The sequence below is a fragment of the Variovorax xiamenensis genome (assembly GCF_050916385.1).
In the GTDB taxonomy this organism is placed as follows: domain Bacteria; phylum Pseudomonadota; class Gammaproteobacteria; order Burkholderiales; family Burkholderiaceae_C; genus Variovorax.
Genome location: NZ_CP139038.1, coordinates 1,010,074 through 1,028,109 on the forward strand (window position 1 = coordinate 1,010,074; position 18,036 = coordinate 1,028,109).

An 18,036-nucleotide genomic window follows, 5' to 3' on the forward strand; every position below is an offset into this window, starting at 1 on the left:
TGAGCGCAAGAGCGACGACCATGTGGAACATCCAACAGGCCTACATCGACGGCGCCTTCGTGCCCGTGCAGGGCAGCGAGCGGCTGGAGATTGTCGGCCCGGCCACCGGGCAGCCGATTGGCACCGTGACGCTGGCGAACCGCGACGATGCGAAGCGCGCGATCGAGGCCGCGAGCCGGGCGCAGCCGGCGCTGGCGGGCAGCACCAAGGCGCAGCGCATCGACATGCTCAGGCGCCTCGAAGCCGCCGTGCTGGCGCGCACCGAGCAGATCTGCGAAGCCACGATCGAGGAGTACGGCGGCCCGCTGGCCCGCTCGCGATGGGTCAGCAATTACGCCTCGCAATGCTTCGCCGACACGGCGCGAATGCTGGAGGACTACGACTTCGAACGGCGCATGGGCGATGCCATCGTGCGCATGGAGCCGGTCGGCGTCGCGGGCCTCATCGCGCCCTGGAACAGCACCGCCGGAAGCATCTGCAGCAAGCTGGCCTCGGCCATCGCCGCGGGCTGCGCATCGGTGATCAAGCCCAGCGAGTTCAGCCCGCTGCAGGCGCGGGTCGTGACCGAGGCGCTGCACGAGGCCGGCCTGCCGGCGGGCGCCATCAACGTGCTGCTCGGGCGCGGCGGCGACGTGGGCGACGAGATCGCCACTCATCCGGCGATCGCCAAGATCTCGTTCACCGGCTCCACGGCCACCGGCAAGCTCATCGCACGCGCGGGCCTGGAGACGCTGAAGCGAGTGAGCCTCGCGCTCTCCGGCAAGTCGGCCACCGTGGTGCTGGACGACGCCGACCTGGCCACGGTGCTGCCCATGGCACTGGGCTCGGCCTTCATGAACAACGGCCAGGCCTGCGTGGCCGGTACGCGCCTGCTGATTCCGAGCGCGCACATGGCGCAGGCCATCGAAGGCCTGCGCGCGGCGGCAGCGGCCATGCGCGTGGGCGACCCGCGCGACCCCGCCACCGCGGTCGGGCCGCTCGCGAGCAAGGCGCAGTTCGAGCGCGTGCAGCGTTTCATCCGCCGCGGACTCGAACAAGGCGCGACGCTCGTGGCCGGAGGCGAGGGGCGCCCGGACGGCTTCGACAAGGGCTGGTTCGTGCGGCCCACCGTGTTCGCGGGAGTACGCAACGACATGGACATCGCGCGCGAGGAGATCTTCGGGCCAGTGCTCTCGGTGATCGGCTACGACAGCGAGGATGAAGCGGTGGAGATCGCGAACGACTCGCCGTACGGATTGCAGGCCTACGTCTTCTCCTCGCAGCAGCAGCGCGCGCTGGACGTGGCTTCGCGGCTGCGCGCCGGCACAGTGCTGGTCAATCGTGTCACGCCCGAACTGAGTGCGCCTTTTGGCGGCGTGAAGCAGTCGGGCATCGGCAGGGAGTTCGGGCTCTTCGGCATGGAGGCTTTCCTTGAGCCGAAGACCGTGGCCATCGCGCGGCTCGGCTGACATCGCGCCACGGCAGCGCTGACGGGGCAGGCGTTATCCTGCCCCATGCTTTCTACAGACTCCGCTTCCACCGCGTTCGCCGAATCAGCATCGGTGAATGCCGGCAGGAGGCAATCGAGGGCCCGGGAGTGGCTCCGCCGCGTTCTCCTTTTGCTGTGCATCACGATGGGCGCTTGGCCCGCGTTCGCGCAGACGAAAACAACGCTTGTGCCCGTGCCGCAGATGAAGACGCGCGTGGTCGATCTCACGAACACGCTGGGCGCGAGCGAGGCCGATGCGCTGCGCCAGGAAATCTCGGAGCTCGAGAGCAGCACGCAGGCGCAGCTCGCAGTGCTGATCGTGCCGACGACGGGGCAGGAGGCGATCGAGCAGTACGCCACTCGCGTGTTCGCGCGCTGGAAGCTGGGCCGCAAGGACGAGGACGACGGCGTGCTGGTGCTCGTCGCGCTGAAGGACCGCAAGATGCGCATCGAGGTCGGCAAGGGCCTCGAGGGCACGATCACCGACATCCAGGCGGCCGCGATCATCGACCGGCAGATGGCGCCGCGCTTTCGCAATGGCGACTATGCGGGCGGCGTGCAGGCCGCGGTGCGGGCGTTGTCGCAACTGATCGGCGCGCCGGCGGCATTGCCGCTGCCCGACACGCTCGATTCCGATGCATCGCCCACGCCGCTGCCGGTGGACGAAGAAGCCGTGCGCGAACCGACGGCATCCGGCGGAGGCCTGACGCCAGAGGGGAAAGCCTTTCTCGGCGTCATGCTGTGGAGCATCGGCGTGGGGGCATGGCATGGCCTCGGCGCGGGGCCTCTCGTCGGCACACGGCGCCGCACTTCGCGGCCCACTTCGCGGCCCGCCTCGCGCGGCAAGCGTTCGGGCAAGCGCGGGCGCCGCATCCAGCGCCCCGAGCCCTGGGCCGAGGCGCTGCATGAGATCGAACCCGAAACGCCTCGCAAGCCGCGCGACTGGCGGCTCGTGCTCGGCCTTGTCGGCGCGGGTCCGCTGGGCGGGGCCGCCATGCTGCTGAATCCGTTCATGGCGGGGTTCCTGGCCATTCCGGCGCTCTTCCTGTACGGCCTTGGCTATCTATGCGGACGAGTGAAGGAAGTGGCCTATGTGCTCGGCGGCATCGCTGCGGTGATCGCCGCGTTGGTCTGCATTGCCTTCATGGTCGGCGGCGATGTGTTCTGGCCGGGCTTCCTGTGGGCGCTGGCCATCGGCGGCGCGAGCCTCTTGGTCGCAGTCATCGTCTTCGGCATCCGCAACACCTGGCGGGACGGCAGCGCGCTCGGCTTCGCGGTCCGGTGGATCGTCGTGCTGGGTGTGGTCGGCGCGGTGGTCGTGATCACGGAGCCTGGCCCGTTGCCTGACGAGACATGGATTCCCGCCGGGATCGCGACCGTTCTCGCGCTGCTGTTCATGTTCGTCTTCCCGATCGTCGGCGCGGGCAGCGGCGATGGCGACAGCTCCGACAGCGGCTGGAGCAGCGGCTCGTCGAGCAGTTCTTCGAGCAGCAGCAGTAGCAGTTCGTCGTCGGACAGCTCTTCGTCCGGCGGTGGCGGCTCCAGCAGCGGCGGCGGCGCCTCGGGCAGCTGGTAGCTGTCGCTCAGACCACCGGCACGCGACCGGCGTCGGCCGGGTTCACGTTGCGCCGGTACAGCACCAGCGTGGCGATCAGCCCGCACACTGCGGCGGCCGTCATCCACAGGCCGGGCGCGCCCTTGTCGCCGGTCATCTCGATCAGCCCCGTGGCGATGGCGGGCGTGAAGCCGCCGAAGATCGCGGTGGCCAGGCTGTAGGCCAGCGAGAAGCCGGCGGTGCGCACGCTCACGGGCATCACCTCGGTGAGCGCGACCACCATCGCGCCGTTGTAGCTCGCGTAGAGGAACGACAGCCACAGCTCGACTTCGAGCATGCGCGCAAAGCTCGGCGCGCCCACCAGCCACTTGAGCGCCGGGTAGGCGGTGAGGATGGTCAGCACCGTGAATGCGATCAGCAGCGGCTTGCGGCCCACGCGGTCGGACAGCGCGCCCATGATCGGCAGCCAGATGAAGTTCGAGATAGCCACGCACAGCGTGACGACCAGCGCGTCGGTGGTGCTCAGGTGCAGCACGGCCTTGCCGAAGGTGGGCGTGTAGACGGTGATCAGGTAGAACGACACGGTGGTCATCGACACCAGCATCATCCCGGCGATCACGAGGCCCCAGTTGGCGACCATCGAGCGGAAGATCTCGCGCGCGTCGGGGCGGTGCTTGCGCGCCATGAACTCCTCGGTCTCCTGCAGCGAGCGGCGGATGATGAACAGCACCGGCACGATCAGGCAGCCCACGAAGAAGGGAATGCGCCAGTAGAAGTCGCCGATCTCCTGCGGCGTGAAGGTCACGTTGAGCCAGTAGCCGAGCGCGGCCGCGACGACGATGGCCACCTGCTGGCTGGCCGACTGCCAGCTCACGTAGAAGCCCTTGTGGCCCGGCGTCGCCATCTCCGACAGGTACACCGACACGCCGCCGAGCTCCACGCCGGCCGAGAAGCCCTGCAGCAGCCGGCCGATCAGCACCAGCAGCGGCGCGGCGAGGCCGATGGTGGCGTAGGACGGCACGCAGGCGATCAGCAGCGTGCCCAGCGCCATCAGCGCGAGCGTGACGATGAGGCCCTGGCGGCGGCCGACGCGGTCGACATACGCACCCAGGAAGATCGCGCCCAGCGGACGCATCAGGAAGCCCGCGCCGAAGGTCATGAAGGTCAGCATCAGCGAGGCGAACTCGTTGCCGGCCGGGAAGAAGGCCTTCGAGATCTGCGTGGCGTAGAAGCCGAACAGGAAGAAGTCGAACATCTCCATGAAGTTGCCGCCGGTCACGCGCAGGACGGTGGCGAACTTGGAGGAGGAAGCGGTGGAGGCGTGGGCAGCCGTGCGCGGTTGCTGCGCGGTGGAAGGCGCGGGATTCATCTCGTTGTCCCCTGTGGCATGTGTGTGCGCCGAGGGTAGGCCGGGCTCCCCGACCGCTGCCTGACTGCGCCGGTCAGGTAGCTGTCACCGTCACGCGGGGCGCTGGAGGACCAGGAAGCTCCAGTGCACGTCCGGGCGGCCGAGCATGTCGTCGCGCTCGCCCAGGAAGCGCTGCCGCAGCCCGTGCCGGGCCGCGAGTTCGATGGTTTCCCGAGCCGACACGTCGAACATCCGCCGTCCCTCGGGCACGGGGCCGTGGCGCAGCGACATCGCGATCTGCCCGCCTTCGGCCACCAGCGCGGCAAGGGCCTGCATGGCGGTGGCACGCTCGGCGGCGTCCAGGTGCATCCAGACGGCGGTCAGCAGGATCAGGTCATGGCGCATGTCCAGCGTCAGGGTGCGATGCAGGCCGGGCAGGTGGTCGTCGATCCACTCGATGGGCAGCGCGGCATGGCGGTGCATGCCTTCAGCGCGCAGCTCCGGCGTGGGCTCGACCGCCACCACCCGGTGTCCCGTTGCGGCGAGCGCCGCGGCGTCCCGACCGGAGCCGGCGCCGATGTCCAGCACACGGGCCGGAGCCTCGGGAAACAGGTGCAGCACTTCGCGGTGGACGTCTTCGAAGCGCAGGCTTTCATACTGCTGCGCCAGTGCGGCGGCATTGGCGCCGTAGCCGGCCGTTCCCGGGATCTCGCTCATCCGAGGGGCGCGCCTCGCGTCAGGTCTTGTACTTGATCGAGCAGCCGTAGGGCCGCGTCGCGGACGCCGAGATCGGCTTGCCGCCGAAGGCTTCGCCCAATGCCTGGTTCACGTAGTTGGTCGCGGTCTTGATGTCGTCCACCCGCGCCGAGGCGATGCTGTCGATGCCGCCCGCGTACACCAGCGTGCCCTTGGGATCGATGATGAAGATGTGCGGCGTGGTGCGCGCGCCGTAGACCTGGCCGATGAGTCCGTCCTCGTCCATCAGCACGGCGGTGGGCGCGGCCTTCTGCGACTTCATCCAGGCGTCGAGCGCGTCGGGCTTGAGGTAGTCGGAGGCGGCGCGCTCGGTGGAATTGATGGCCAGCCACACCACGCCCTTGTCGGTCGCGGCCTTCTGGGTGGCGGGCATGTTGCCGCTGCCGTAGTGCTTGCGCACGAAGGGGCAGCCGGGGTTGGTCCATTCGAGCACCACGAACTTGCCCGCGAAGTCGGACAGCTTGTGCTTGGCGCCGTTGGTGTCGACCGCGACGAAGTCGGGCGCCTGCTGGCCCACGGTGGGAGCGGCTGCGGCGTTGTTGCCCATCAGGAAGGTGGCGCCGAGCGCCACGGCTGCGGCGACGACGGCACGGCGGGAGGCCCGGCTCAGGGCGGCGCGGGCATTGCGCGCGGCACGGAAGGAACGCGAGTCGGCGGTTGGCGAAAGAGACATGGCCAGCTTGAACTCCAAAACAAAATTCCAAACAACAACTGCAGCTTAGAACGGTTTCTTCAAGTGCATGTGACAACCCATGTCACGCCGGTGGTCAAAGAGCCGCGATGGCGGCGCGGACCTCGTCCTTGCCCAGTATCTCCGTCAGCACGACCGGCGGCTTGCCCGGCGCCTGCAGCACGTACACCGGCACGCCACTGCGTCCCAGCGCGGTGAGCGCGGCGGTGATGGCGGGGTCGCGGCGGGTCCAGTCGGCGCGCAGCATGGCGACCTTCTTCGCGTCGAAGTCGGCCAGCACCTGCGCGTCGGACAGGGTGCTCTTCTTGTTGTACTGGCAGGTCACGCACCATGCGGCGGTGAAGTCGATGAACACCGGCCGGCCGGCGTCCGACAGCTGGGCCACGCGCTCGGCGGACCAGGGCTGCCAGCGCTGGCCCGTCGTGTCCTTCGTGCCGGCCGAGGCCAGCTTCGCGGGCTCCACCACCTGCAGCACGTTGCGGCCGATGGCGGCGGTGAGCACGGCGGTGAAGGCGATCAGCACGCCCGCGATCACGACCCGCGCGCGCCCGCGCAGCGTGAGCGCCCAGACGATGGCTGCCATGCACACCAGCAGCGCGAGCAGCGTGCCCGCGCCGTCGATGCCGCTTTGCTGGCCCAGCACCCACACCAGCCACGCCACGGTGGCGAACATCGGGAAGGCGAGCAGGCGGCGCAGCGTGCCCATCCACGGGCCGGGCTTGGGCAGCAGATAAGCCACCGCGGGCACGAAGCCGGCCACGAGGTACGGCAGCGCCAGCCCGAAGCCCAGCGCCGCGAACAGCAGCAGCGCCTGCGCCGCCGGCAGGCCGATGGCGAAACCCAGCGAGGCGCCCATGAACGGCGCGGAGCAGGGCGATGCGATGACCACGGCGAGCACGCCGGAAAGGAAGTCGTTGGCCAGCGGATGCTTGGCCTGCGCGCTGCACACCGACGAAGGCGCGGCGCGGCCGAATTCGAACACGCCCGCGAGGTTCAGGCCGATCAGCGTGAAGAGCGCCGCCAGCGCCGCCACCACGCCCGGCGACTGCAGCTGGAAGCCCCAGCCCAGCCCGGCGCCGGCCGCGCGCAGCGCCAGCATGCCGCCGCCGAGTGCGAGGAAGGACAGCATCACGCCGCCCGTGTAGGCCAGCCCGGCCTTGCGGTGCGCGCTGGCGTTGCCCGCCTGCCGCGCGAAGCCCAGCACCTTGATCGCGAGGATCGGGAACACGCAGGGCATCAGGTTGAGCAGCAGGCCGCCGAGCAGCGCGCCCAGCAGCGCGGCCACGAAGGTGGTGGAAGAGGGGGCGGGCAGGTCGCCGGACTTTGCGGCCACGGCATTCGCGGCGTTGGCCGCGAGCGCCGCCTGCAGGGCCGGCGACACCTCGGCGGCGCGCGGCGCGGCGGCCGTGGGCCATGCGCCCGACACCGGCGCCTCGGCGCGCCATGCCACCGGCTGGCCGGCCTGCCGGTCGGCTTCGGGCAGCGTCACCACCACCGGCATGACGGTGGGGCTCGCGCTGCGCTGGTCGGCCAGCGGCATCGTTGCGGTCCAGGTGTCGCCCTGCCAGGATTGGGTCCAGTCCTTGCCGGAGACGGCCGCGGTGCGGATCACCTCGGGGGTCTCGGGGAAGAACTCCAGCGTCTTGCCCTGCGCGGCGGCGGGCAGGCCCTCGAGCCGCACCTTCAGGTTGTGACCGTCGACCTCGACGGTGCCGGGCCTGGCCAGCGGCTGGGGGCGGGCGGCCAGGGCGGTGTCGAACTCGGCCTTGTGCAGCGCGGTCGAGCCCTGCAGCGGCAGGGCCAGCGTGAAGGTGCCTTCCTCGGGAATGCATTCCTTGCGGCAGACCAGCCAGGAGGCCTTGAGCTGGATGTCCATGGCCGGGGTGCCGCCCAGCGCCACCGGCGGCTTGTAGAGCGTGGACACCTCCAGCGGCACCGGCAGCAGCACGGTGTTCTCGTAGCCGTAGTTGGCGAGGCTGCCGACGGGAATCTTCTTCGGCGCCGGCCATGCGATCTCGCCGGTGGACACGCCGGCGGGCAGCGTCCACGTCATCTCGGTGGGAAGGCCGGAGTCGCCGGCGTTCTTCCAGTAGGTGTGCCACTCGGGCTGGTGCGCGATCTGCAGGCCGACCCATACCGGGGCGCCCGGCGTCACGCCGTCGGGGGCGTGGGCAATGAGTTCGGCGCGCACATGGGGGGTGGTGACCACGGCGCCCGGCTTCGATGCAAGCTCGGGTGTCGATTGCGCCAAAGCCGGCATACTGGCTGCGGCTGTTGCTATCAGAAGCGTAGCGAATTGGATGCGCGGGAAGATCATGCCGTCAGTCGGAGCAATCGGTAGGGGCGAAGTTCCGGGCGTTTCAGGCGGCCGCCGTGGCCTGCGGAGCCCAGCCCAGCACCACGCGGCGGCTGCTGGCGCTCTTCTTCTCTATCTTGGTGACCACCACCGCCCCGATCTCGGCGGTGTTTGCAACATGCGTGCCGCCGCAGGGCTGGAAGTCGATGGGCGTCTCTCCTGCGCCCGTTCCACCGATGCGGATGGTGCGCACCGTGCCCGTGCCGCGCGGCGGCTGCACGCTCATGCTCTTGACCAGCGCGGGGTTGGCGTCGAGTTCCTCGTCGGTGATGGCGCCCACGGTCAGCGGGTGGGCCGCCTCGACCAGCCGGGCGAGGCCGGCCGTCAGCGAGTCCTTGTCCAGCGCGTCGGTCATGTGGAAGTCGAGCCGTGCGTACTCGGGGGTGATGGAGCAGCCGTTCACCGGCTGCGGCACCAGGTGGCACAGGAGGTGGGTGGCGGTGTGGAAGCGCATCAGGCGGTGGCGGCGCTCCCAGTCGATGCTGGCAGCGACCGCGTCGCCGGGTTTCAGCGCGGCCAGCAGGTCGGCCTGCCCGGGGGCCGGTACGTGGATGAATTCGTCCGTCGGCTGGCCCTCGGCGTCCTTGGCCTTGCGGGTGTCGGCGATGACGATCTCGCGCCCGTCGGCCATGGCCAGCACGCCGCTGTCTCCCGCCTGTCCGCCGCCCAGCGGATAGAACACCGTGCGGTCCAGCACGATGCCGGTGTCGTCGATTCGCACGATGCGGGCGTCGCAGCTGCGCAGGTAGGCGTCGGCGCGGAACAGGTCGTCGGTCATCCGGCGATGGTAGCGGCGATGCGCGAATGAGGTGCGCCCACGCCAGAAAGCGCCCACGGCCGACACTCCCCGGCCAGCCCGCCTTGGGATGATGCGCCGCATGCGGCAGTCGGCCGCGCGAAGGATCACGCATGAATCGACCGCAGCAAGCACCCACCCGCACGGCGTCTTCATGGCCACGCACGGCGGCCACGGCCCTGGCCGCCGTGCTGCTCGCCGCCGGCTGCGGCGAGGCCGCCAAGCTCGCGCCCGAGCTGACGACCGGCCCCCGCCCGCAGCTGGCCGAGCCCAACAAGACCCTGATTCCCACCGTCAACGTCGCCCCGGCCGTCGGCTGGACCGACACCGCGGCGCCCGTTCCCGCCGAGGGCCTGAAGGTGACGGCGCTGGCGCGCGGCCTCGACCACCCGCGCTGGGTCTACACCCTGCCCAACGGCGACATCCTCGTGGCCGAGAGCAACAAGCCGCCCAAGCCGGCCGACAGCAACGACGGCGGCAGCGGCCCCATCGCCAAGATCCGCAACTGGGTCATGGGCAAGGTCATGGGACGGGCGGGCGCGGGCGTGCCCAGCGCCAACCGCATCACCCTGCTGCGCGATGCCGACGGCGACGGCATGGCCGAGGTGAAGCAGGTGTTCATGAGCAACCTGCGCTCGCCCTACGGCATGGCGCTGGTCGGCAACGAGCTCTTCATCGCCAATGCCGACGCGCTGGTGAAGGTGCCCTACACCGAGGGCCAGACCTCCATCGGCGCAAGCCCCACGCTGGTGACGCAGCTGCCGGCCGGCATCAACCACCACTGGACCAAGAACGTGATCGCCAATGCCGACGGCAGCAAGCTCTACGTGACGGTCGGCTCCAACAGCAACATCGGCGAGAACGGACTGCCGGCCGAACAGGGCCGCGCCGCGATCTGGGAGGTCGACACGAAGTCCGGCGAGAAGCGCCTCTTCGCCAGCGGCCTGCGCAACCCCAACGGCATGGGCTGGGAGCCCGACACCAAGGTGCTGTGGACCGTGGTGAACGAGCGCGACGAGATCGGCAGCGACCTCGTGCCCGACTACCTCACCTCGGTGAAGGACGGCGCCTTCTACGGCTGGCCCTGGAGCTACTACGGCGGCGTGGTCGACGCGCGCGTGCAGCCGCAGAACCCGGAGATGGTCGCCAAGGCCATCGCGCCCGACTACGCGCTGGGCTCGCACGTCGCGCCGCTGGGCATGGCCTTCTCGCGCCCGGGCGGCATGCCCGAGCAGTTCGCCAGCGGGGTCTTCATCGGCGAGCACGGCTCGTGGAACCGCAAGCCCAAGTCGGGCTACAAGGTGGTGTTCGTGCCCTTCATCGGCGGCAAGCCCAGCGGGCCGCCCGTCGACGTGCTGACCGGCTTCCTGAATGCCGACGAGAAGGCGCACGGCCGCCCGGTGGGCGTGGCGCTCGACAAGGGCGGCGCGCTGATCGTGGCTGACGACGTGGGCAACACCGTGTGGCGGGTGTCGAAGGCGAAGTAGCCTCCGAGCCTTTCGCCGCGGTCAGGCCCGGCGGGCCGACGACAGCCGGGGCACGAGCTGGGCCACGGGTCCGTCGACCTTGCGCCGTGCCGTGTCGCCGCGAAGATGGTCGAAGAGCAGCGCGATGGCCTGTTGCGCCACTTCGTCCAGATGCAAGTCCACGGCCGTGAGCGGCGGCACGCTGGTGCGCGCGCGAAGGCCGTCGTAGCGGGTGGCGACCATCACGTCTTCGGGAATGCGCCGGCCGGTCTCGAGAACCGCTGCGACGGCGCCCGTGGCGAACGCATCCACCGGCACGCAGAAGGCGTCGATGCCGGGGTGGGCCGCCAGCAGCGCCAGCGCGGCGTCGCGGCCGCCGCTTTCGCCCTTGGCCTCGTCGACCAGCGACAGCAGTGGCGCCTGCCCCTGCGCGGCGGCGAACGCCAGGTAGGCGGCCTGGCCTTCGAGGTAGGAGTTGCGCTGCGCCGAGCCCAGGATCATCGCGATCCTGCGCGCGCCCTGTGCATGCAGGTGCTCCAGCAGCAGCCGGGTGGTGTCGCCCGAGTGGATGTCGACGTAGGGCGGCAGGGCCGCTCCGCTTTCGGCGGCATCGGCGGGCTTGCCGATGGCGACCACCGGCAGGCCGCGCCGCAGCAGGTAGTCCATGTTCGGGTCGCCGGCGGAGGGCTCGATGACCAGCGCCCCGTCCACGTCGAGCAACTCCATCGGCACGCGCCCCGTTTCCATGGGCGGGGCCAGCACCAGTGCCAGGTTCCGGTCGAGTGCGGCGGAGGCCGCCACGGCCGCCACCTCCATGAGAAAGCCGAGCCGCGAAGGGCCGCCCGCCACCGCGAACGGCATCGACGACAGCAGCACGATCATGTGCGCCTCGCCCGTGCGCAGCCGCTGGGCGTTGCGGTTCGGCCGGTAGCCGAGCTTCAGGGCGGCCTTCTCGACGCGCGCGCGGGTTTCGGCATCCACCTGGCCGCGGGCGTTGAGCGCATGGGAGACGGTGGTGGGCGACACGCCCGCTTCCCGCGCCACGTCCTTGATGTTCGCTCGCGGCGATGGCTCGGTACTCATCCCGTTGACCTTTTCAAAAACCGGTGCTTCAATTCCCAAATCGTTTTGGGCGCCTTGTCCCGGAATGTACTTCACCCGCCTCGGCGGATTTTTTTGCGAGCACGCCCAAATCGATTTGGGCGCCAATCCGGTCAAAGGATTCGATCATGTCCCGTGTATCCGACGCCCCTGCCGTCGACGCCGTGCTGCCCGTTTCGCAACTGCTCCTGTTCGGTCTGCAGCACGTGCTGGTGATGGCTGCCGTGCCCATCACCTCCGTTTTCCTGGTGGCCAAGGCGCTGGGCCTGCCCGCCGCGCTCACTGTCAACCTGATCAGCGCCACCTTTCTCCTGTGCGGCGTGGGCACGCTGCTGCAGTCGTTCGGGCCGTGGAAGTTCGGGGCGCGGCTGCCCTTCGTCATGGTGCCGGGCGGGGCGCCCATCGTGATGTTCGTGACCATTGCGCAGCAGCGCGACCTGCAGACCGCCTCCGGCGCGGTGATCCTCACGGCGCTGTTCTATTTCCTGGTCCTGCCGGTGTTCGCGCGCTGCCTGCGCTACTTTCCGAAGATCGTCATCGGCACCCTGCTGCTGCTGGTGTCCATCAATCTCGTGAAGGTGTACGGGGGCATCATCGCGGGCAAGGCCGGCTCGCCGACCTTCGCCGACCCCGCGAACATCGGGCTGGCGCTGGCGACCATCGGCTTCACGGTGCTGTTCGCGCGGCTTTTCAAGGGCATGCTCGGCCAGCTCGCGGTGCTGCTGGGGCTGCTGGCGGGCACCCTGCTGGCGGCGGCCTGCGGGCTGATGGATTTCGGCTCCGTCGCGGCCGGCCCGCTCTGGAGCGCCCCGACGCTGCTGCCCTTCGGCATGCCGCACTTCGACGTGGTGGCGGCCGTGCCGCTGCTGATCTTCAGCGTGATCTCCATGGTCGAGGCCACCGGCCAGACGGTGGCGGTGGCCGAGGTGGTGGGCCGCAAGGTCGATCCGCGCGACGCCGTGCCGCGCACCATCCGAGGCGACGCGCTGGTGTCGCTGGCGGGCGGGCTCTTCGGCACGTCGATGATCATCACGAGCGGCGAGAACATCGGCATCGTGCGCGCCACCAACGTGCGTTCGCGCTACGTCACCGCCACGGCCGGGGCGATCCTGATCCTCATCGCGCTGTCGGCGCCGCTGGGCCGGCTGGCCAGCGCCATTCCCTCGGCCGTGGTGGGCGGCACCGCGATGGTGGTGTTCGCGATCATCGGGACGATGGGCATCGACATGCTGCGCAAGGTCGACCTGCACGAGCGCGGCAACATGTTCGTGCTGGCCGGCGCGCTGACCATGGGCCTGCTGCCCATCGTCGTGCCGGGGCTCTACAGCCGCTTTCCCGACACGCTGCAGCTCGTGCTGGGCAACGGGCTGGCGATGGGCTCGCTCACCGCGGTGATGCTCAACATGGTCTTCAACCGCGTCCACGCGGAGCGCGCCGAGATGGCGCCGACGGCGCCAACCTCGCAGGCATGAGCCCGGCCGCGCTTCTTCATCTTTCTCCTTTACCTGTTCACCATGTCTCCTGACCTCGATGCCGCGATGCTCGCGGCCGACGAGCTGCTGCTCGTTCCCGACCACCTGATGCTGCGCGACGGCCCGGCCACCGGCCATGCCGTGGTGGTGGCCGACGGCCTGTTCCGGGATGTCGGCCCCGCCGGCGTCCTTGCCGCGCGCCACCCGCATCTCACGCCGCTGGCCATGCCCGGCAAGCTGCTGATGCCCGGCATGATCGACGCGCACCACCACCTGACCCAGTCCTTCGGCAAGTCTCTGGCCTATGGCGAGCCCTCCGAGATATTCCGCCGGGTGTGGGTGCCGCTCGAATCCAGCCTGGACGACGAGTTCGTCTACCTGGCCTCCAAGCTCGCGGCGCTCGAGTCGCTGCGCGGCGGCTTCACCACCGTGTGCGACGCGGGCACACGCGCGCCGGGCGACATCGGCGCCATCGCTGCCGCCGTGCAGGAAGCGGGGCTGCGCTGCGTGCTCGGCCTGATCTGCAACGACGGCGGCAACGACAGCAGCGCCGGCGAGCGCCGTGAGATCCTGGCGCGGGCCGCGCATTTCCTGGACCGCTGGCCGCGCGAGGGGCTGGTGCATCCGTCGCTCGCCATCTCGGTGCCCGAGGCCGCGTCCGACGAGATGCTGGCCAGCGTCTCGGCCCTTTGCGCCGAGGCGCGCACCGTGTTCCAGACGCATGTCAACGAACACCTCGCGTCGGTCGAGCGCTCGGTGGTGCAGCGCGGCAGCCGGCCGCTCGAGCTGCTGGCGCGGCTGGGTGCGCTGGGCCCGCAGGTGCTCATCGCGCACGGCACGCTCGTCACGCCGTCCGAGCTCGTGCTGCTGCGCGACACCGACACCGCCGTGAGCTACAACCCCGTCGCCAGCCAGTGGAAGGGCAATGCCGTGGCGCCCGCGAACCTGATGGCGGCCATGGGCATCCGCTTCGGCCTCGGCACCGATGCCACGCGCAGCGACGCCTTCCGGCTCATGGACGCGGCCGAGGCCGCGCAGAAGCTGGCCTTCGGCCTGGCCGTCGGCGATGCGTCGAGCGGAGGCGGCTGGACCTGGTTCGACCACGCCACGCACGAGGGCGCGCGCGCCGTGGGCCTGGACCGCCTGACCGGCGAGATCGCCGCGGGCAAGCAGGCCGACTTCCTGATCGTGGACGTCGACACGCCCGAGATGTGCACCTCCGTCGATCTCACCTGGGACCTGGTGCGCCTGGGCAACCGCGACCAGATCACCGCCGTGTTCGTGGCCGGCCGCCTGCGCCTGTGGGAGGGATGGCCGCCCGACTGGGACGCGCGGGCGCTGCAGCGCCGGCTCGCGGAGATCGCGCATGCGGCGATGGACCGCGCGCCCATCCAGCGCCTGCACCCGACGGCGGCCGAGCATCGGCGCCTTTGCCGCGAGCGCGTCGACGGTGGGCTGGGTCCGCAGTGAGCGCGCAGCATCTTCTTCTCGTCTCCGCCGCAGTGCTGTTCGCCGCCTTCGTACAGGGCGCGACCGGTGTCGGCTTCGCGCTGATCGCCGCGCCGGTGATCGGCATCGTGCGCCCCGACCTGCTGCCGGTGTGCGTGCTGGTGCTGATGCTGCCGCTGAACTTCTACGTGATGTGGCGCGAGCGCGGCGCGATCGACCGTGTCGGCGCGGGCTGGATCAGCGGGGGGCGCCTGCTCGGCACGGCCGGCGGGCTCTGGGTGCTGGCGGCGTTGAGCGCGAGCCACCTGTCGCTGTTCGTCGGCGCATCGACCATCGCGGCGGCGCTGGTCACGCTGATGATGCCGGCCTTCTCGCCGGGGCGCGGCGCCTTCGTTGCCGCGGGCCTCGTCACCGGCGTCACCGAGACCGCGACCGGCATCGGCGGGCCGCCGCTGGCGCTGGTCTACCAGCACCAGCCGGCGCCGGCCATGCGCTCGACCATCGCGCTGTGCTTCCTGGTCGGCGAGCTGGTGTCGCTGGTCACGCTGATGGCGGCGGGGCGCATCGACGGCTCCCAGCTGCTGGCCGCCGCGCAGTTGCTGCCGGCGTTGTTGGTGGGCGCCGTGCTCAGCCGGATGGTGCACCGGCGCATCAACGGCCGGGTGCTGCGCGTCTTCGTGCAGGTCTTCGCGATCGTGTCGGGCGCGGCCCTGCTGCTGCATTCATTCTGAATCCGGATCGCCGTGCGCGGCGCGCCAGGCCGAGCGGCCGAGCTTGTAGAGCCGGTGCCTTCGCAGCGCGTGCCCTTCGGGCACCAGCGGATGGTCGAAGGCGCCTTCCACGTCTTCCGTCATGCCGATGCGCTGCATCACCGCCGCCGAGCGAGTGTTGTTCCACGCGGTGAAGGCGACGATCTCGTCCAGCCCGAGGCGCTCGAAGCCCACCTGCAGCGCGGCCCGCGCCGCCTCGCTGGCGTAGCCATGGCCCCACCACTTGCGCGCGAAGCGCCATCCGATCTCCACGCAGGGCGAGAAGGGCAGCTCTGCCACCGGTGAATTGAGCCCGGTGAAGCCCATGAACTCGCCCGAGTCCTTGTGCTCCACCGCCCAGAAGCCCCAGCCGTTCTCGGCGATGCGCGAGCGCGTGCGCGCGACCGCCGCGTCGCTGTCGGCGCGCGTGGGCAGCGGCAGCAGGAATTCCATCACCAGCGGATCGCCCGCCAGCTCGAAGAAGGGTGCCAGGTCGCTGTCGCGCCACTGGCGCAGACGCAGGCGGGGCGTGTCGGATTCGATGATGTCGGCAGTCATGCCATCGATTGTGTCGCACGGCAAATATGTCATGACGTGATATATTCGCAGCCGTTCCGTCGACCGCACCGCCATGGCTCCCACACCCCGCAAGCTCGCCAAGAAGGACTTCGAGGCGCTCTCCCAGTTCCGCTACCAGATGCGCCGCTTCGAGCGCTTTTCCGAGCGCGCCGCGCAGGCCGAGGGCCTCACGCCGCAGCAGTACCTGGTGCTGCTGCACATCAAGGGCGTGCCCGGGCGCGACTGGGCCTCGGTGGGCGAGATCGCCGAGCGCCTGCAGCTGCAGCCGCACGGCGCGGTCGCGCTGGTCACGCGCTGCGAGGCGCTCGGGCTCGTGCAGCGCCGGCCCAGCGAAACCGACCGCCGGCAGGTCGAGGTGCACCTGCTCGCCGAGGGCGAGAAGCTGCTGTCGAGGCTGGCCGAACTCCACCGCGCGGAACTGCGCTCGCTCAAGGGCGTGTTCGACGTGCCGCAGATCGATCTTCCCGACGCCCCGTGAGCACCATGACGACCAAGGCTTCCTCCCACCCGCCGCGCGGCGACTTCGCGCTCAACACGCGGCTCATGCGCATCACCGTCATGGCCGCCTTCATCGGCGCCATCAGCACCGTGGCCGCGCGCGTGCTGCTCGACCTGATCCGCTTCTTCACCAACCTGTTCTTCTTCCAGACCTTCTCTCTGGCCGAGCGATCGCCGGCCACGCACACGCTGGGCGCATGGGTCATCGTGGTGCCGGTGATCGGCGGGCTCATCGTCGGGCTGGTGGCGCGCTACGGCTCCGACAAGATCCGCGGCCACGGCATTCCCGAGGCCATCGAGGCGATCCTGTTCGGCAAGAGCCGCATGTCGCCGAAGGTGGCGCTGCTCAAGCCGCTCTCGTCGGGCATCGTCATCGGCAGCGGCGGGCCCTTCGGCGCCGAGGGGCCGATCATCATGACCGGCGGCGCCATCGGCTCGCTGATCGCGCAGCACTTTCATCTCACTGCCGCAGAGCGCAAGGCGCTGCTGGTGGCGGGCGCCACCGCCGGCATGACGGCCGTGTTCGGCACGCCGGTGGCCGCCGTGCTGCTGGCCGTCGAGCTGCTGCTGTTCGAGCTGCGCCCGCGCAGCCTGCTGCCGGTGGCCGTGGCCTGCGCGGTGGCGGGCTTCGCGCGGCCGCTGCTGATGGACCCGGGCCCGCTCTTCCCGCTGCAGACGGCCGTGCCGGGCCCGCTCGCCATGCTGTCGTGCGTGATCGCGGGCGTGCTGTGCGGCGCGCTGTCGGCGTCGCTGTCGATCTCGCTCTACAAGGTGGAAGACTGGTTCGGCAAGCTGCCGATTCACTGGATGTGGTGGCCCGCCATCGGCGGCCTCGCGGTGGGCATCGGTGGCTGGCTGCAGCCGCGCGCGCTAGGCGTGGGCTACGACGTCATCGGCGACCTGCTGCACAACCACCTCGCGCTCGGCGTGGTGCTCGCGCTGCTGGCGGTGAAGGCCGTCATCTGGGTCATCTCGCTGGGCTCGGGCACCTCGGGCGGCGTGCTCGCGCCGCTGCTGATGATGGGCGCGGGCCTCGGCGTCGTGCTGTCGCATGTGCTGCCGGGCAACGACCCGGCGCTGTGGCCGCTGGTGTGCATGGCGGCCACGCTTGGCGGCGTGATGCGCGCGCCGCTCACCGCCACCATCTTCGCCTTCGGGCTCACGCACGACAGCAATGCGCTGCTGCCGCTGCTGGCCACATCGGCCGTGGCCTACGGCTTCACCGTGCTGACGATGCGCCGCTCGATCCTCACCGAGAAGATCGCGCGCCGCGGCTATCACATCTACCGCGAATACGGCATCGATCCGCTGGAGCGGCATTCGGTGGAAGAGGTGATGACGCGCGAGGTGCGCAGCATCGACGCGGCCATGCCGGTGACGCAGGCGCTGTTCGAGCATTTCGGCGAAGGGCAGGCGCACCGCGCGTTCCCGGTGCTGCGCAACGGCACGGTGATCGGCGTGGCCGACCGCGCGATGCTCGCCGCGCGCGGCACGAGCGACCCGATCGCCACGGTGGGCGATGCCTGCGCCGACGTGCCGCTCTACTTCGCGCTGCCGGGGGAAAACTGCCGTGCCGTCGCCACGCGGCTCGCGCGCCACAGGCTGGAGCGGCTGCCGGTGGTGAAGGACGCGCAGTCGCTCGCGCTGGTGGGCATCGTGGCGCGCAGCGACCTCATCAAGCCATCGCTCGCGCATTTCGATGAAGAGGAAAAGCGCGAGCGCATGCGCGGACTGCCGTGGCAGTCCACCTGA

At 70.3% G+C, this 18,036-nt stretch carries 15 protein-coding genes; 8 read left to right on the forward strand and 7 right to left on the reverse strand.

Annotated elements, in window-relative coordinates:
• Positions 1–20 precede the first annotated feature (20 nt).
• Entirely contained in the window at positions 21–1,448 is a 1,428-nt protein-coding gene (locus tag SFB74_RS04285; protein WP_432729471.1) for an aldehyde dehydrogenase family protein, read from the forward strand.
• Positions 1,449–1,670: 222 nt separating this feature from the next.
• Positions 1,671–3,044, forward strand: coding sequence for a TPM domain-containing protein (locus SFB74_RS04290; RefSeq protein WP_432731876.1), 1,374 nt, complete (start codon positions 1,671–1,673; stop codon positions 3,042–3,044).
• 7 nt (positions 3,045–3,051) lie between these two features.
• Here the strand turns inward: SFB74_RS04290 and SFB74_RS04295 are convergent, their stop codons facing one another.
• The 5 genes from SFB74_RS04295 to SFB74_RS04315 all read right to left on the reverse strand — a co-directional run bounded on the left by SFB74_RS04295 (position 3,052) and on the right by SFB74_RS04315 (position 8,952).
• A complete protein-coding gene (locus SFB74_RS04295) occupies positions 3,052–4,392 on the reverse strand; it encodes an MFS transporter (protein WP_432729473.1) in 1,341 nt (446 codons plus the stop codon).
• Positions 4,393–4,482: 90 nt separating this feature from the next.
• Positions 4,483–5,088, reverse strand: coding sequence for a class I SAM-dependent methyltransferase (locus SFB74_RS04300; protein ID WP_432729475.1), 606 nt, complete (start codon positions 5,086–5,088; stop codon positions 4,483–4,485).
• Positions 5,089–5,107: 19 nt separating this feature from the next.
• Positions 5,108–5,800, reverse strand: a complete 693-nt coding sequence (locus SFB74_RS04305; RefSeq protein ID WP_432729477.1) for a redoxin domain-containing protein — start codon at positions 5,798–5,800, stop codon at positions 5,108–5,110.
• Positions 5,801–5,894: 94 nt separating this feature from the next.
• Positions 5,895–8,135 (reverse strand): protein-disulfide reductase DsbD family protein, encoded by a 2,241-nt coding sequence (locus SFB74_RS04310; RefSeq protein ID WP_432729478.1) that lies wholly within the window; start codon positions 8,133–8,135, stop codon positions 5,895–5,897.
• 43 nt (positions 8,136–8,178) lie between these two features.
• Positions 8,179–8,952, reverse strand: a complete 774-nt coding sequence (locus tag SFB74_RS04315) for an alanyl-tRNA editing protein (RefSeq protein WP_432729480.1) — start codon at positions 8,950–8,952, stop codon at positions 8,179–8,181.
• A gap of 131 nt (positions 8,953–9,083) precedes the next feature.
• On the opposite strand from SFB74_RS04315, the gene SFB74_RS04320 reads away from it, so the two are divergent.
• On the forward strand, positions 9,084–10,457 hold the full coding sequence (locus SFB74_RS04320) for a PQQ-dependent sugar dehydrogenase (protein WP_432729481.1): 1,374 nt from the start codon (positions 9,084–9,086) through the stop codon (positions 10,455–10,457).
• Between the two features lie 21 nt (positions 10,458–10,478).
• Here SFB74_RS04320 and SFB74_RS04325 read toward each other — a convergent pair whose 3' ends face one another.
• Positions 10,479–11,519, reverse strand: coding sequence for a LacI family DNA-binding transcriptional regulator (locus SFB74_RS04325; RefSeq protein WP_432729482.1), 1,041 nt, complete (start codon positions 11,517–11,519; stop codon positions 10,479–10,481).
• 146 nt (positions 11,520–11,665) lie between these two features.
• Here SFB74_RS04325 and SFB74_RS04330 point away from each other — a divergent pair, with 146 nt between their 5' ends.
• The 3 genes from SFB74_RS04330 to SFB74_RS04340 are packed head-to-tail and all read left to right on the forward strand — an operon-like array spanning position 11,666 to position 15,189.
• Positions 11,666–13,009, forward strand: a complete 1,344-nt coding sequence (locus tag SFB74_RS04330; protein ID WP_432729483.1) for a uracil-xanthine permease family protein — start codon at positions 11,666–11,668, stop codon at positions 13,007–13,009.
• A gap of 42 nt (positions 13,010–13,051) precedes the next feature.
• Positions 13,052–14,479, forward strand: a complete 1,428-nt coding sequence (locus SFB74_RS04335) for an amidohydrolase family protein (protein WP_432729485.1) — start codon at positions 13,052–13,054, stop codon at positions 14,477–14,479.
• Positions 14,476–15,189 carry a sulfite exporter TauE/SafE family protein gene (locus SFB74_RS04340; RefSeq protein ID WP_432729486.1) on the forward strand — a complete coding sequence of 238 codons (714 nt, stop codon included), beginning with the start codon at positions 14,476–14,478 and terminating at the stop codon, positions 15,187–15,189. The genes SFB74_RS04335 and SFB74_RS04340 overlap by 4 nt, the downstream gene beginning before the upstream one ends.
• Here the strand turns inward: SFB74_RS04340 and SFB74_RS04345 are convergent.
• Complete coding sequence (locus tag SFB74_RS04345) at positions 15,181–15,765, reverse strand: GNAT family N-acetyltransferase (RefSeq protein ID WP_432729487.1); 585 nt, start codon at positions 15,763–15,765, stop codon at positions 15,181–15,183. The two genes, SFB74_RS04340 and SFB74_RS04345, sit on opposite strands and share 9 nt — an antisense overlap.
• Positions 15,766–15,838: 73 nt before the next feature.
• Between SFB74_RS04345 and SFB74_RS04350 the strand changes: the two genes are divergently transcribed.
• Complete coding sequence (locus tag SFB74_RS04350) at positions 15,839–16,264, forward strand: MarR family winged helix-turn-helix transcriptional regulator (protein ID WP_432729488.1); 426 nt, start codon at positions 15,839–15,841, stop codon at positions 16,262–16,264.
• A gap of 5 nt (positions 16,265–16,269) precedes the next feature.
• A complete protein-coding gene (locus tag SFB74_RS04355; protein WP_432731877.1) occupies positions 16,270–18,036 on the forward strand; it encodes a chloride channel protein in 1,767 nt (588 codons plus the stop codon).